14 protein-coding genes are annotated in these 14,981 nt (G+C 32.3%); 12 read left to right on the top strand and 2 right to left on the bottom strand.

The genetic code is table 11. From position 1 onward, the window contains the following. Positions 1-542 precede the first annotated feature (542 nt). The 7 genes from AAON49_RS03255 to AAON49_RS03225 all read left to right on the top strand — a co-directional run bounded on the left by AAON49_RS03255 (position 543) and on the right by AAON49_RS03225 (position 7,708). Positions 543-1,718, top strand: a complete 1,176-nt coding sequence (locus AAON49_RS03255; RefSeq protein ID WP_349552616.1) for an FG-GAP repeat domain-containing protein — start codon at positions 543-545, stop codon at positions 1,716-1,718. 91 nt (positions 1,719-1,809) lie between these two features. Continuing rightward, a complete protein-coding gene (locus tag AAON49_RS03250; RefSeq protein ID WP_349552615.1) occupies positions 1,810-2,961 on the top strand; it encodes an endonuclease/exonuclease/phosphatase family protein in 1,152 nt (383 codons plus the stop codon). A 391-nt stretch (positions 2,962-3,352) separates the two neighbouring features. Then, positions 3,353-4,183, top strand: coding sequence for a prephenate dehydratase (locus AAON49_RS03245; RefSeq protein WP_349552613.1), 831 nt, complete (start codon positions 3,353-3,355; stop codon positions 4,181-4,183). After that, positions 4,180-5,322, top strand: coding sequence for a pyridoxal phosphate-dependent aminotransferase (locus AAON49_RS03240; RefSeq protein WP_349552612.1), 1,143 nt, complete (start codon positions 4,180-4,182; stop codon positions 5,320-5,322). The genes AAON49_RS03245 and AAON49_RS03240 overlap by 4 nt, the downstream gene beginning before the upstream one ends. Before the next feature lie 4 nt (positions 5,323-5,326). Further along, positions 5,327-5,704, top strand: a complete 378-nt coding sequence (locus AAON49_RS03235; protein WP_349552610.1) for a nuclear transport factor 2 family protein — start codon at positions 5,327-5,329, stop codon at positions 5,702-5,704. A 57-nt stretch (positions 5,705-5,761) separates the two neighbouring features. Then, positions 5,762-6,610 (top strand): prephenate dehydrogenase, encoded by an 849-nt coding sequence (locus tag AAON49_RS03230; RefSeq protein ID WP_349552609.1) that lies wholly within the window; start codon positions 5,762-5,764, stop codon positions 6,608-6,610. A gap of 15 nt (positions 6,611-6,625) precedes the next feature. Beyond that, entirely contained in the window at positions 6,626-7,708 is a 1,083-nt protein-coding gene (locus tag AAON49_RS03225; protein WP_349552607.1) for a chorismate mutase, read from the top strand. Positions 7,709-7,734: 26 nt separating this feature from the next. Here the strand turns inward: AAON49_RS03225 and AAON49_RS03220 are convergent, their stop codons facing one another. Continuing rightward, on the bottom strand, positions 7,735-8,196 hold the full coding sequence (locus tag AAON49_RS03220) for a hypothetical protein (protein WP_349552605.1): 462 nt from the start codon (positions 8,194-8,196) through the stop codon (positions 7,735-7,737). A gap of 71 nt (positions 8,197-8,267) precedes the next feature. Between AAON49_RS03220 and rsgA the strand changes: the two genes are divergently transcribed. The 5 genes from rsgA to AAON49_RS03195 all read left to right on the top strand — a co-directional run bounded on the left by rsgA (position 8,268) and on the right by AAON49_RS03195 (position 14,469). Next, positions 8,268-9,218 carry a ribosome small subunit-dependent GTPase A gene (rsgA, locus tag AAON49_RS03215; protein ID WP_349552604.1) on the top strand — a complete coding sequence of 317 codons (951 nt, stop codon included), beginning with the start codon at positions 8,268-8,270 and terminating at the stop codon, positions 9,216-9,218. 1 nt (position 9,219) lies between these two features. Then, a complete protein-coding gene (gene dtd, locus AAON49_RS03210; RefSeq protein ID WP_349552603.1) occupies positions 9,220-9,672 on the top strand; it encodes a D-aminoacyl-tRNA deacylase in 453 nt (150 codons plus the stop codon). A gap of 78 nt (positions 9,673-9,750) precedes the next feature. Continuing rightward, positions 9,751-10,386, top strand: a complete 636-nt coding sequence (locus tag AAON49_RS03205; RefSeq protein ID WP_349552601.1) for a YceI family protein — start codon at positions 9,751-9,753, stop codon at positions 10,384-10,386. A 91-nt stretch (positions 10,387-10,477) separates the two neighbouring features. Beyond that, positions 10,478-12,403: a DUF3858 domain-containing protein gene (locus AAON49_RS03200; RefSeq protein ID WP_349552599.1), complete on the top strand. Its 1,926-nt coding sequence runs from the start codon at positions 10,478-10,480 to the stop codon at positions 12,401-12,403. 53 nt (positions 12,404-12,456) lie between these two features. Further along, the gene (locus AAON49_RS03195; RefSeq protein ID WP_349552598.1) at positions 12,457-14,469 is read left to right on the top strand and encodes a transglutaminase-like domain-containing protein; all 2,013 of its coding nucleotides are present in this window, start codon (positions 12,457-12,459) and stop codon (positions 14,467-14,469) included. 33 nt (positions 14,470-14,502) lie between these two features. Here the strand turns inward: AAON49_RS03195 and AAON49_RS03190 are convergent, their stop codons facing one another. After that, complete coding sequence (locus AAON49_RS03190) at positions 14,503-14,961, bottom strand: Lrp/AsnC family transcriptional regulator (protein WP_349552596.1); 459 nt, start codon at positions 14,959-14,961, stop codon at positions 14,503-14,505. Positions 14,962-14,981 lie beyond the last annotated feature (20 nt).

The following is a 14,981-nucleotide window of genomic DNA, read 5'->3' as shown; positions in this document are numbered from 1 at the left end:
GCATCAATACTTTTTAGTATTGTGCATCTCAATTTTGTAGTTAATCTCCTTAAGGTGATTTTTTAATATGTTCTTGATTTATAAGCTATTTACAACTTATTGAATCAATTCACTTATATTCAAGAATAATAAATAATCAACTTTGGAAGTACTCCTTAGGAAGTAGCTATAAACATTAAAATATTAGGTTATCTAACCGTCCAGACCGCAAAAGCCTCTCAAAATTTTGAGAGGCTTTTTCTTTTTGATACGTTGAGAATTGATTTTCATAAGTGTCAAAAAGAAAAAACTCAACCACACTGTGGTTGGCTTTTGCAGGACCACCTACTTGGGTCCGGCAAGCTTTGCTTGTCAATCTCGTCCAGACCGCAAAAAGCCTCTCAAAATTTTGAGAGGCTTTTTCTTTTTTACTTATAGATCTATAGAGAGAATTTCAATAAGGATTGCTATTATAATGAGGTGTATAAAAACTCCAACCAATTTTAATTTTAACAAAACACTAAGCAACAATTTCATCTGCAACCTGTATCTTAAGGCCTTATATGAAACGAATTTTACTCTTTATATTAGGTATTGTAACATTTAACTTATACGGGCAATCATTGAAAGATGTCAGCGCAACGCATTTGCCGCCCATTGCCAAATCCGGATACAATTCTATGGATGCACAAATTGTAGATATCGATGCAGATGGTGATCTTGATATTATCATCGCGGTTGAGTTTTACAAAAACATGATTTTACTCAATGATGGCAAAGGCCGTTTTTCCAATGGATCGAATCTACTACCTGATAAAAAAGCAACGAGAACATCAAAACCATACAATTACTATCCTTATCACGATTCTGAAGATGTGATGGTAGTTGACGTAAACAAAGACGGTTTGCTAGACATCCTTTTTGTGACTGAAGACGATAAAAAGAACGAATGGTATCTCCAAAAAAAGGATAAAACATTTGAAGATGTTTCCGATAAGTTTCCAGTAGAAGGCGTTTCAAATGCATTGATCAAAGGAGATTTTGACGGAGACGGCTGGGTAGATTTTATCGTAGGGAACAACGGTCAAAACAACTACATAAAAAATAACAAAGGAACACTGGTGGATGAAACTCAGAAAAGATTGCCTGCAATTGCGGATGTTACCCAAGATATTGAAGTAGGTGATTACGATAATGATGGAGATCTCGACCTGTTAGTAGGAAACGAAGATGACAATCGATTACTGCAAAACAATGGAAAAGGAATCTTTACAGATGTCACTGAAAGTGTTTTTACCAGTGGTATTTCCGAAGAAACTCGTGAAGCAGATTTCGCAGATATAGACAATGATGGCGATTTGGATATGTATTTTGCCAATGTGATGATGTTTACAAGAAAAAATCCCATACAACGATTGTTGATCAATGAAAATGGAAAATATGTCGAGCAAGGAAGTGAGCGATTGCAATTCAATGGGGTTTCTGGAACCTTAGATGCCGATTTTTTTGATATTGATAATGATGGAGATCAAGATTTATTGTTAGCCAAGCTAGACGGACTTGCCATCGGGATTAATGATGGCAAAGGCAATTTTAAAGAGCAAACCAAGCAATGGCTAGAAACTCCCATTACCAGTATTATTGTCGATATAGAAGTAGCAGATTTTAACAATGATGGGAAGCCCGACATCTATCTTTCCTGTTTTCGTGGCGGCGATAAATTATTGTTGATGAAGTAATCAACCAAGCAAAAAATTCAGGTATTTTCCCCTATACACCGCTTTTAGATTTGATGTAACTTAATGGCTTGTTCATCAATATTTTAGAATCATGCCCTACTATAAGCCACTTAAACGAGTAACCAAATCAGAACGCCTTAGAACTATAGCCGGAATTCAACGAATTCGAGAGCAATTAGAAGCCGAAAAATTTCCAACAAAAAAAGCTACAGAATCCTTAATTCTTGGAACCTGGAACATCCGTAATTTTGATGATGATCGATTCAACTTTGGACCACGTCTTACGGAATCTTTTTACTACTTAGCAGAAATCATTTCAAGATTTGATGTCATTGCTATTCAAGAAGTCTGTGCAGATTTATGGCCTTTAGATAGATTGTTAAAAATCGTCGGACGGAATTATGATTACATTATGACTGATGTTACACACTCAAGCTTGGGAGGAAACAATGAGCGATTAGGATTTATCTACAATAAGAATAAAGTACGTTTTACAGGCGTTGCTGGAGAAATTGTGCTGCCAGATAAATTGTTAATTAGCGACGGAAAGAAAAACAGACAATTCTCACGTACACCTTTTGGAGTGACTTTTCAGTCTGGTTGGTTCAAGTTCCAGTTTTCTACAGTTCATATTTATTTTGGGTCCAATCAAGGAAATACACCACAATATGAACGCAGAGTGAAAGAGATTGATACTGTAGCACGCTATATTGCTAAAGAAGCCAAAAACAGTGATGCCAATCATATTCTGGTAGGAGATTTTAATATCAAGGCCAAAGGAAGTGATGGGTATAATGCGCTGAAAAAAAGAGGGTTTAAAGTTGTGAGTAACAGAGTTGGAAGTAACAAAGATCAAACTAAATTTTATGACCAAATCTCATTCTTATCTCGTAAGAACGAACTAGAATTAGTAGAGCCAAAACGAGATGATAGAGTAGTGCAATTTTTTAATAGTGTATTTCGAGAGGAAGATTATGAAATGTACAAACCTGTGATGTTAGACAGAATCAAGTCAAAAATAAAAAAGGCTGAAAACGATTTGGCAGAAGCTACTTCAAAAACTGCTAAAAATAAATTAGAGCGACAAATTGTAGGATTAAAAGAGGTCCAACAAAGTGAAGATAAATTAAAATCGTATTACGAGAAATGGAAAACCTTTCAAGTAAGCGATCATCTTCCCTTATGGGTAGAAATAAAAGTTGATTTTAGTGACGAATACCTTGAGTATTTGAAGAAGTATTAGTAGTATAAGCTCTATTTATTAATTTTTCTCTCTAATTTTTCTTTGAAATATTCTTCAAACTCTATAAAACTATTATCAGGCATTTATAATATGTTAATAGTAAATAGGTTATTGAACTTCAAATTAAGAAAGTTGTAAAAATAACCATGTAAATATGTGTTTTTCATAGAAATAATGCTTAGGCTTAAAAATCAATACATGAATATTTGTTTATTTCAATTTAATACATAGATTTGTCGAGTAATATAACAACAATGAGTTTACAACGCGTTTGGCAAGGTTTTTATTTCTTCTTTTATTTTTTTAATAGAAGCTGAGACTTTGTGCGTATATGTAATATAAATATAACAGTATAAAGTCTCGATTTTCGAGGCTTTTTTTTTGCAATAAAATGAAGAAAATAGCAATACAAGGAATTAAAGGATCTAACCATTACATTGTGGCACAGAACTATTTTGGTAGTGATGCAAAGATTCAAGGTTTCTTATCTTTTGATAGTTTGGTAGATTGCTTGAATTCTGGTGATTGTGATTATGGAATTATGGCTTTAGAGAACACCATTGCAGGGTCTATTATTCCTAACTATGCATTAATCGATCAGAACAAACTTACCATTTGTGGCGAATACTATTTAAATATTCACCATCACTTAATGGCTTTACCCAATCAAAATCTAGAAGATATTCAAGAAGTATGTTCACATCCTATGGCTTTACTTCAGTGCAAAGAATTCTTCAAGCAATACAAACATATCAAATTGGTAGAAGATGTAGATACAGCCGAAGTTGCCGAACGCATCTCTAAGAATCAATTAAAAAACGTTGCAGCCATTGCGCCTAAAGTAGCTTCAGAAATATTTAATTTAGAAGTGCTTGAAGATGAAATTCAAACCATTAAGAATAATGCTACTCGATTTGTTATTGTTCAAAAGATAGCAACTGAAGATGCTCGAAACAATAAGAAAGTAAACAAAGCATCATTAAAATTTGAGCTAGATCATAAAAGAGGAAGCTTAGCCGCTATGTTAAATGTGATGAGTGATTGTAAGTTAAATTTAACAAAGATTCAATCACTACCCAAAATAGAAACGCCTTGGAAATATGCTTTTTTTGTAGATGTTACCTTTGATCAGTATGAAGACTATACAAAAGCAAAAGCTATTATAGAGATTATGGCGGAAGAATTTAAAATATTAGGAGAATACAATAACGGGATATCATGAGAAATCCAGCAAACAGATTACAAAACATACAAGAGTATTACTTCTCTAAGAAATTAAAGGAAGTAAGAGGATTAGTAGCTCAAGGAAAACCCATTATAAATATAGGTATTGGAAGTCCGGATATAAATCCTCCACAAGAAGTAGTAACAGCAATTCAAGAAGCAGTTACAGAACTAGGAGCACACAAATATCAGAGTTATCAAGGATTGCCAGAATTTAGAAATGCTGTAGCAAATTTTTATCAAAAGAATTACAATGTTCATTTAAATTCAGACACTGAGATTTTACCATTAATGGGAAGCAAAGAAGGAATCCTTCATATTTCTATGGCTTTTTTAAACAAAGGAGATGAAGTGTTAATTCCAAATCCTGGATATCCAACCTATACTTCAGTAACACATTTAGCAGAAGCAACTCCAGTATTTTATGATCTAACATTAGAAAATAATTGGCAACCTGATTTTAATGCACTGGAAAAAAGAGACTTGTCCAAAGTAAAGATAATGTGGGTGAGTTATCCTCATATGCCAACAGGAGCAAAAGGAACCAAAGTACTATTTGAAAAGCTAATTGCTTTTGGAAAAAAACATAACATTTTAATCGTAAATGACAACCCGTACAGTTTTATCCTGAATGAAAATCCACTAAGTATTTTAGAGATAGAAGGAGCAAAAGAAGTTGCCTTAGAGTTAAACTCACTTAGTAAAACATTTAATATGGCTGGTTGGCGTGTTGGGATGTTGTTAGGTAGCAAATCTCATTTGCAAGATGTGTTACGAGTAAAAACTCAAATGGATTCAGGAATGTTCTACGGAATTCAAAAAGGAGCTATTGCAGCTTTAAAATTAGATCAAGACTGGTTTGAAAAAATGAATACCCAATACAGACGAAGAAGAGCACTTGTTTGGAAAATGGCAGATGCATTAAATTGTAGTTATGATACTAATGCTTCAGGAATGTTCGTATGGGCAAAACTTCCTGATGGGAAGAAATCAGAGACTGTAATTGATGAACTTTTGTACGATAAAAATATTTTTGTGGCTCCAGGATCAATCTTTGGAAGCAATGGCGAAGGGTATATTCGATTTTCTTTATGTGTATCAGAAGAACAATTAAAACAAGCATTAAATAGACTATAGAATTATGAAAAAGCAACGCGATTTAATCGATATGTATATCAAAGGATACAATACCTTTAATATGAAGAAAATGTTACTCCCTTTACATTCAAAAATTGTTTTTGAAAATTATGTGAAAGACGAATTGACTATGAAATTAGAAGGGGTAAAAGCATTTAAAAAACAAGCGCAAAGAGGCCCTGAAATGTTTTCAAAAAGGAGAAAAGAAATCTTGAGTATAGAACATAAAGATGATCACTGTATTGCTTTTGTAAGTTACAAAGCTACCTTAAAAGTTAATCTTGGTGAAAAGATGAAGAAAGGACAAGAAATGAATATCAGCGGAAAGAGTATTTTTTTCTTTAAGGATGATAGAATTAGCAAAATAGAAGACTATAGTTAAGAAAAATCAATGATCATTGAATATTGATCATTTAAAATTGATAACTGATAATTGAACATGAAAGTATTTATCATAGGAACCGGATTGATTGGAGGAAGTTTTGCTTTAGACATTCAAGAGAATTATACAGAAGCTAAAATTTTTGGTGTAGATAAAAATCCAACGCATATAAAAGAAGCAATAGCTTACGGAGTAATTCATGAAGAAGCTACTTTAGAAGATCTTTCAAAAGCAGATATTGTTTTTGTTACCATTCCTGTTGATACAACATTAGGTTTATTGTCTAATATCTTAGATAAAGTAAACGATAATACACTGGTAATTGATGCGGGTTCAACCAAACAAGATATTTGCAATAGTGTAAAAGATCACCCAAAAAGAAGAAACTTTTTAGCGTCTCATCCTATTGCAGGAACTGAATTTTCAGGACCAACAGCAGCAATTAAAGGATTATACAAGCAAAAGACCAATATCATTTGCGAAGTAGAAAAAACAGCCTTTAAATTACAAGAAAAAGCATTAGAAATATTTTCAAAAATAGGAATGAGAATCCGTTATATGGATCCAGTTTCACACGATAAACATATAGCTTATGTATCGCACTTATCACATATAAGCTCTTTTATGTTAGGAAAAACAGTAATTGAAAAAGAGAAAAACGAACGCGACATTTTTGATATGGCAGGAAGTGGATTTGAATCTACAGTTCGACTAGCAAAAAGTTCACCTGCAATGTGGACACCTATTTTTGAACAGAACAAAACAAATGTTATAGAAACCTTAGAAGAATATATTGGCAATTTGCAAAAATTCAAAACACTTATGCAACAAGAAAACTTTGAGGCAATCTATGAAGAAATGGAAAATACGAATCACATTAAAAATATTTTAAACGGAATAAAATAAGACAACTAAAAAACAATGGAAAACAAGAAAGAACTGAAAGGTTGGTTAAATGATTTTGGGTTAGATCACCCATTAGTAATTGGCGGACCATGTAGTGCAGAGACAGAAGAACAAGTATTGAAAATTGCACATGATTTAAAAAATACAGACGCTACAGTATTAAGAGCCGGAATCTGGAAACCCAGAACAAGACCCGGAAATTTTGAAGGAGTAGGAGCGCTGGGATTAAAGTGGTTAAAGAAGGCAAAAGAAGAAACAGGAATGTTAATCTCTACAGAAGTTGCCAATCCAAACCATGTAGATTTAGCATTAGAATACGATGTAGATATTTTATGGTTAGGAGCCAGAACAACGGTAAGTCCGTTTATTGTTCAAGAAATTGCAGACGCATTAAAAGGAACCGATAAAATTGTACTGGTTAAGAATCCTGTAAATCCAGATTTACCATTATGGTTAGGAGCCATAGAGCGTTTGTATACATCCGATATTAAAAAATTAGGCGCAATTCATAGAGGATTCTCTACTTACGAGAAAACAAGATACAGAAACAATCCAAACTGGCAGATTCCTATCGAATTGCAAAATAGATTCCCAGATTTACCACTTATTTGTGATCCTTCACATATTGCCGGAAGAAGAGATATCATTTTTGATATTTGTCAAACAGCACTAGATCTGAACTTTGATGGTTTGATGGTAGAAACTCATTATGATCCTGACAATGCTTGGTCTGATGCAAAACAACAAATCACACCAGATAGTTTAATTCAAATGATGGTAGACCTTAAGATTCGTAAATCAACTGATACAGAAGCAGATTATAGAAATGCACTAAACACATTACGTACTCAGATAGATGTAGTCGATCATCAACTGATAGAAACCTTAGGAAAAAGAATGCAAATTGCTGATCAAATTGGAGATTTGAAAAAGCAAAAGAATGTTGCCATTCTACAATCGAGAAGATGGAATGAAATTCTAGGTAAGATGATTTTAGAAGGAGAAGAAAATAATTTGAGTGAAGAGTTTGTGTTAAAAGTATTTAAAGCAATACACCAAGAATCAATCAATCACCAAAAGAATATAATTAACGGATAAAAAAAAAGCGGCTCAAGCCGCTTTTTTTATGATTTCTTTCTTTTAAAAACATAACGGGTAATAAAGATTCCGTTATTATCTCCTTTTCCTCCATAACTCTCAACAGCGCTGGTTACAAAGGCAAGCTCCCAGCCTTCTTCAACCATAGAGTTAATTTTAGAAGTAATTACAGCATCATTAGCAGCAATGTTTTGGAAACGAATACCTCCTAAGTTAAAGAAGTTTAATAATTTCGTTTCTTCAAAATTCTTTACACGAATTTCAGATCGGCTAGATTTGTTTCTTTTGTCTTTTTTCGATTTTCCATCTGTTCTTTCAGAAGTAAAATCTTTGTAATTGCGCTCATCATTAGCAGAAATGATACGAGATCTTCCTAGTCCACTGGTAACAATAGACTCTACACTTGTGATAACCTTGTATTCATATACCTGAGCTTCAGCAGTATACATACATCCCAAAAGGGCAATTACTAAATAGAATTTTTTCATGATATTTGTTTTATGTTAAATGATTGTCTAAGGTAGACAAAAATGATGCCAATACAATAAATGATGTTTGAATGATAGGAACTGTATATAAATCAACTGGAAGTTGGTATTGGGTAAAATCTGATACAGAACACCTTCATAAATGTAGAATTAAAGGAAAATTTCGTATCAAAGGAATCAAAAGTACCAATCCAATTGCTGTTGGAGATGAAGTTGATTTTGAATTAGAAACTATTGGCGATGAAGAAGTAGGAATTATCACTAAAATTCATGAAAGGAAAAACTACATCGTTCGTAAATCGGTTAACCTTTCTAAGCAAACTCATATTATTGCGTCTAATATAGATCAAGTTTTTTTACTTGTTACAATCAACAATCCACCTACTTTAACAACTTTTATAGATCGGTTTTTAGCAACTGCAGAAGCATATTCTATTGAAGTAATTTTAGTTTTTAATAAAATAGATACTTATGCAATTGAAGAGCGAGCCGAAATTTTATATCTCAAAGATATTTATGAGCCTATTGGTTACAAATGCATCGAAGTTTCTTCAATAGAAAAAACAAATGTAGATGAGGTAAAAGACCTTATGAAAGGAAAAGTGAGTATGTTCTCAGGGCATTCTGGAGTGGGGAAAACAACATTAATTAATGCAATTGAACCTGGATTGGATTTGAAAACTAAAGAAATTTCAGAACAACACAAACAAGGGCAGCACACAACAACATTTGCAGAAATGTTTGATTTAAGCTTTGGAGCAAAGATTATAGATACACCAGGAATTAAAGGTTTTGGAGTAGTTGATATGGACAAAGAAGAACTGGGAGACTACTTTCCTGAGTTCTTTGCTTTAAAAGAGCATTGTAAGTTTAACAATTGTATTCATGTGAATGAGCCGCAATGCGCAGTAAAAGAAGCTTTAGATGAAGAAGAAGTTTCATGGTCTCGTTACAAAAGTTATCTGCAAATTTTAGAAGGAGAAGAAGAACATTATAGAACGGATACTTGGGAAAACGAATAGTATGAAAGCAGTAATACAACGAGTTTCAAAAGCAAGTGTAACAATCAATCACAAAAAAGTTGCAAACATTCAACAAGGACTCTTAATCCTTTTAGGAATTGAAGATGCCGATACAAAAGAAGATATAGATTGGCTGTCAAAAAAGATTGCAAACCTTCGCATTTTTAATGATGAAAACGGTGTGATGAATACATCCTTACTTGATGTAAATGGAGAAGCTATTGTTGTAAGTCAATTCACACTACACGCCTCTACAAAAAAGGGAAACAGACCCAGTTACATTAAAGCAGCTAAACCCAATGTAGCAATTCCTTTGTATGAAAAGTTTGTTTCACAATTTCAAATCGATATTCAGCGAGAAGTGCAAACTGGAGAATTTGGTGCAGACATGAAAGTAGAACTCCTAAATGACGGGCCAGTAACTATTGTTATAGATACAAAAGATAAAAAATAAATAATTTATTTTCCATGGAAAATATTTTAATGTATATTTGCCATATAAATTTTAAACACTAATTAATTATAACCGAAAATGAAAAAAGTACTTATTGCAATAGTGGCAATTTCTACCGTGATAATTTCTTGTAAAGGAGAAAAGAAAGAAAAGCTAGAAGTTAAAGAAGAAGTAAAAGTTGAAAAGGCAGTAGCACAAAACAATGTAGATTTATCTGCATCATTATTAAGTTGGAAAGGTACAAAACCTGGAGGTGCTCATAATGGGACAGTAGCTTTAAAAGAAAGCTCTTTAGTAGTTGAGAACGGAAAAATTAGTTCTGGTGAATTTTTAGTAGATATGAGTTCTATCAAGAATTTAGACATTAAAAGTCCAGAATATGGCGCCAAGTTAGTAGCGCATTTAAGCAATGAAGATTTCTTTGATGTAACTAAATACCCAACATCTAAATTCGTAATCACTTCTGTAGAAGAAAAAGAAGGAAAATTAGCAGTTACAGGAAACTTAACAATTAAAGATGTAACAAAGAGCATTACAATTCCAGCTACATTGTCACAAGAAAATGGCGTACATGTTTTTAAAAGTGAAACATTTAATATTGATAGAGCTGATTTTAATGTAAAGCATAAGTCGAAGAGATTTTTTGACAATTTAAAAGATAAGTTTATCGATGATCTAGTAGAAATGTCTTTTGAAGTAAGAACGAAGGCATAGCAAGATTTAGAAATACAAAGATTCTAACCCAAGGTTTTAAACCTTGGGTTATTTTTTTATCTTGCAATCAATTAACATGCAAACCAAACGTATGAAAAAGAAAAAATTGCTATTTCCGTTTCTTTTCTTTTTGCTGGTTAGTTCAAGCCTTTTTAGTCAAGAGTCTAATCTGATGGCTTCAACAATTCCTGCCGAGTTAAAAGAGAATGCAAATTCAGTTCTAAGAACAGAAACAATGAATGTTAGTGTTTTGGCAATAAATAAAATGAATGTCAAAGTAAAACAGGTAATAACTATTCTAAATAAAATTGGTCATGACCAGCATTATGATACTTCTGTGGGGTATGACAATGATAGAAAAATAAAAAAGTTAAAACTTACAATTTACAATGCTTCTGGAATAGAAATAAAAAGAGTAAGCAAGAACAAATTTATTGATATAAGTGCTGTTGACGGAGGAACATTATACTCTGATTCAAGAGTTAAATATTACGATTATATACCGATTTCATTTCCATATACTTTTGTTTTAGAATATGAATTTGAAAGTAGTTCTACTGGGTTTATACCTAAATGGTTTCCAGTGAAAAGTTATAATTTATCAGTGGAAAATAGTAATTATAGGTTTAGTAATAATATTGGTTTAAAAATAAGAACAAAAGAAAATCAATTCAAAGGGAATGAGATTGTAAAAAACATATCGTCCAATTCTGTTCATTTTAACTTAAAAAATTTTAAAGCAGTTAAATATGAAAGCATGAGTGTTTCTTTTGAAAGTATTATGCCTAATCTGTTAGTTGGATTAAACGAATTTTCTTTAAAGAATATAAAAGGAAAAGCTAATAATTGGGAAGAGTTTGGGAAATGGAGATATGATTATCTCCTTAATGGTAAAGATAAAGTTTCAGAAGAAATTAGGGCTAAAATTATAAAAATGGTAGAAGGAGTTGAAAGTGATATAGAAAAAGCAAAAATAATTTACCAATATGTTCAAAATAAAACGCGTTATATCAGCGTTCAGGAAGGTATAGGCGGCTGGAAACCTATTGCTGCAAATCAAGTAGATAAAGTTGGATACGGAGATTGTAAAGGTTTGACAAATTATACCAAAGCCTTATTAGATGCAGTTAATGTAGTTTCTCATTATTCAATCGTATGGGCAGGGTCTACAGAAAAAAGTGTAGAGAAAGATTTTTTTTCTATGCAAGGAAATCACGTAATCTTAAATATACCGAATCAAGGAGAAGATATCTGGTTAGAATGTACAAGCCAGGTGATGCCTTTTGGATTTTTAGGAGACTTTACAGATAACAGAGATGTACTTGTTGTAACTCCAGAAGGTGGTATTATCAAAAGAACTCCTGCATATTTAGATGAACACAACCTTCAAACAACAAAAGCAACCGTTACGTTTGATCCCAAAGGAAATTTAAGCGCAGAGTTAATAAGAAAATCAGAAGGAATTCAATATGATAGTTCTTTTTTCTTAGAAGACAAATCTAAAACAGAACAAATAGAACATTACAAAAGTAATGTTTGGGGATACAATAACAACCTTGAAGTTAATTCCATAAAATTAACCAATGATAGAGATTCAATTCAATTTACAGAAGAGCTAAATCTTGTTGCTAATAACTATGCATCTGTAAACAACGATGAGTTTATTTTTAGAATAAATGCCTTTAATAAAAATAGTTTTGTACCTAAAAGATACCGAAACAGAAAGCTTCCTTTAAAAGTCACTAGAGGTTACAAAGATGTAGATGAATACACCATTAAACTACCAGAAGGATATTCTGTTGTAGTTTTGCCCAATGCTATTGATGTAACTACAAAGTTTGGAACCTACAAAATGTCTGTAGAAAAGCAAGATGATGCTACCTTACTATATAAAAAAGAATTGCTTGTTAAACACGGACTCTACCCAAAAGAAGAGTATGATGCTTACCGAAAGTTCAGAAGAAAAGTAGCACGGTATGACAACTTGAAAATTGCACTAAAAAAAAATAAGTCATAATTTAATTATACATTAATATCCGATAAAAATTGCTAACCAAAAATCAACCAACCATGAAAAGAATAATCATTATGATGCTGATGACATTTACTGCTTCAGCCATGTTTTCACAGAATTTCGATTTTGGAAAAGTTTCCAAACAAGAATTAGAAGAGAAAATCTATTTAAAAGACTCAACAGTAGAAGCTGCATACTTATATAAGTATAGAAGAACCTATTTCGACTATACACCAGATAATGGTTTCTTATTGATTAATGAAGTACATGAGCGTATAAAAATCTATACAAAAGAAGGTTTTGATTACGCAACAAAAGAGATTCGATATTACTATCCTGAGAGCGGATACAAAGATAAAATCACTGGGATAAAAGCCTATTCCTATAATTTAGAAGGAGGTAAGATTAAAAAAACAAAATTAGGGAAGAAAGACATTTTTGAAACTCAAGTAAGTAAGAATTTCAAAATGAAAAAAATAACAATGCCTAATGTAAAAGAAGGAACTGTTATTGAGATTAAGTACAAGAAAACATCAGATTATTTCTTAGATGTAGAAGATTTACAATTTCAATACAGTATTCCAATAAATAAACTAGAATATTCAATTGCCATTCCAGAATATTTTAAATTCAATCAAACAGCTAAAGGATATTATTCGATTATCCCAGAAAAAAGAAAATCGAGAAAGACAACTACATTTACCTCTAGAAGTAGGACTGGAAGTACTGTACTTCACTCTTCTTCAACTACAAGTAAGTTAGAATATAATGTTGATATTGCAGATTATAAAGCTCAAAATGTTCCAGCCTTGAAAGATGATGAGCCATATACTTCTAATATGAATAACTATAGAGGAGGAATTGCCTATGAGTTAACTTCTATTCAATACCCTAATTCAATACCAAAGTTTTACTCCTCTTCATGGGGGAAAGTGGCAAATCAAATCTATAAATCACAAGCCTTTGGAGGTGAGTTAAATAAATCAGGTTACTATAAAAATGATTTGGAAGGAATTTTATCTTCTACGAGCGATAATTTTCAAAAGGTAGGAGCTATTTATCAGTTTGTAAAAACAAAAGTAAAATGGAACGGATATATAGGAATTTATTCAGATCTGGGAGTAAGAAAAGCATATAAAGATGGTGTAGGGAATTCTGCTGATATCAATTTAATGCTTATTTCTATGTTAAGAAGTGCTGGCTTGGATGCTAATCCAGTGTTGGTAAGTACAAGAAGTAATGGTGTGCCCTTTTTTCCAACCATTAAAGGGTTTAACTATGTAGTAGCTATAGTTAATGTTGGAGATGGGTATGTTCTGTTGGATGCAACAGAAAGATATGGAGAACCCAATATACTACCTACAAGAGCTTTGAATTGGAATGGAAGAGTGGTAAGGAAAGATGGAAGTTCTACTTGGATTCCTTTAACATCTTCTAGGCCAGCTACGAAAGAGCATTTTATTAGTGTGAAAATGGATTTAGATGAAGCCATTACGGAAGGAATGATACGTTCTAAATTTGCAAACTTAAGTGCACTAAATTACAGAAATAGCTACAACAATATCAAAGAAGAAAGTTTGATTGCTAAGGTTCAGGAAGATTACAATATAGATATTGAAAATTTCAAAGTGACTAATAATTTCAAATTAGGAAAACCAGTCACAAGAATGATCAAATTCTCCTCCGAAGACTTAATTGAAGAAATCAATGGGAAGATATACATCAGCCCTATGTTATTCTTTACACAATCTGTAAACCCGTTTAAAGCAGAAGAAAGAAAGTTTCCAGTAGATTTTGATTCTCCATGGAAAAATAAGTTCAATATAACGATAGCATTACCTGAAGGGTACGTAATTGAATCAATTCCAGAACAATTGGCAATTGGTATGCGAGACAATATGGGAGTGTTTAAATATCAGGTAAAACAAAGCGGAAATAAGATCAGCGTTTCTTGTATAACAGAATTTAAACAAGCAAAGATTGCTGCTTTATACTATCAAGAACTAAAGGAATTTTACAAAAGAATGATTGAAAAACAGCTAGAAAAGATTGTCTTGGTAAAATCATGAAAAATAAAAGCCTCAAATTTTTGAGGCTTTTGTTTAGATAGAAATTTCACTGGAATTTTTAACCTCACCAATTGAAAAAACGCTATGGGTACTTCCAATATGTTTTAAAACAGTAAGCTTATTTACCATAAACTCACGATAGGCTTTCATGTCTTCAACATATATTTTTAGGATATAGTCATAATCACCACTCACATGAAAGCACTCGGAAACTTCTTCCAATTGAAGAATCTGTTTTTCAAAATTGACAATGTATTCTTTTGTGTGGCGTTCGAGTTTTATGTGACAAAAAGCTAAAAAAGATCGTTTGATTTTATCGTTGTCTACCAAGGCGACATATTTTTTAATCACACCTTCCTTTTCTAATTTTTTAATACGCTCGTATATGGCGGTCACAGACAAGTTTAATTGCAAAGAAATTTGCTTATTTGTCTGTTTACTATCCTTCTGAAGAAGAAGGATGATCTTTTTATCAATCTCGTCTAATCGCATAGTGAAAATAAAACTATAAT

The sequence above is a fragment of the Pseudotenacibaculum sp. MALMAid0570 genome (genome assembly GCF_040151415.1).
GTDB lineage: Bacteria > Bacteroidota > Bacteroidia > Flavobacteriales > Flavobacteriaceae > Polaribacter.
This window is presented reverse-complemented; position numbering and strand designations above follow the sequence as displayed.

Excerpts from the sequence above, each read along its gene's own strand:
- AAON49_RS03255 (WP_349552616.1), top strand. The coding sequence starts at position 543 with ATGAAACGAATTTTACTCTTTATATTAGGTATTGTAACATTTAACTTA.
- AAON49_RS03250 (WP_349552615.1), top strand. The coding sequence starts at position 1,810 with ATGCCCTACTATAAGCCACTTAAACGAGTAACCAAATCAGAACGCCTT.
- AAON49_RS03245 (WP_349552613.1), top strand. The coding sequence starts at position 3,353 with ATGAAGAAAATAGCAATACAAGGAATTAAAGGATCTAACCATTACATT.
- AAON49_RS03240 (WP_349552612.1), top strand. The coding sequence starts at position 4,180 with ATGAGAAATCCAGCAAACAGATTACAAAACATACAAGAGTATTACTTC.
- AAON49_RS03235 (WP_349552610.1), top strand. The coding sequence starts at position 5,327 with ATGAAAAAGCAACGCGATTTAATCGATATGTATATCAAAGGATACAAT.
- AAON49_RS03230 (WP_349552609.1), top strand. The coding sequence starts at position 5,762 with ATGAAAGTATTTATCATAGGAACCGGATTGATTGGAGGAAGTTTTGCT.
- AAON49_RS03225 (WP_349552607.1), top strand. The coding sequence starts at position 6,626 with ATGGAAAACAAGAAAGAACTGAAAGGTTGGTTAAATGATTTTGGGTTA.
- AAON49_RS03220 (WP_349552605.1), bottom strand. The coding sequence starts at position 8,196 with ATGAAAAAATTCTATTTAGTAATTGCCCTTTTGGGATGTATGTATACT.
- rsgA (WP_349552604.1), top strand. The coding sequence starts at position 8,268 with ATGATAGGAACTGTATATAAATCAACTGGAAGTTGGTATTGGGTAAAA.
- dtd (WP_349552603.1), top strand. The coding sequence starts at position 9,220 with ATGAAAGCAGTAATACAACGAGTTTCAAAAGCAAGTGTAACAATCAAT.
- AAON49_RS03205 (WP_349552601.1), top strand. The coding sequence starts at position 9,751 with ATGAAAAAAGTACTTATTGCAATAGTGGCAATTTCTACCGTGATAATT.
- AAON49_RS03200 (WP_349552599.1), top strand. The coding sequence starts at position 10,478 with ATGAAAAAGAAAAAATTGCTATTTCCGTTTCTTTTCTTTTTGCTGGTT.
- AAON49_RS03195 (WP_349552598.1), top strand. The coding sequence starts at position 12,457 with ATGAAAAGAATAATCATTATGATGCTGATGACATTTACTGCTTCAGCC.
- AAON49_RS03190 (WP_349552596.1), bottom strand. The coding sequence starts at position 14,961 with ATGCGATTAGACGAGATTGATAAAAAGATCATCCTTCTTCTTCAGAAG.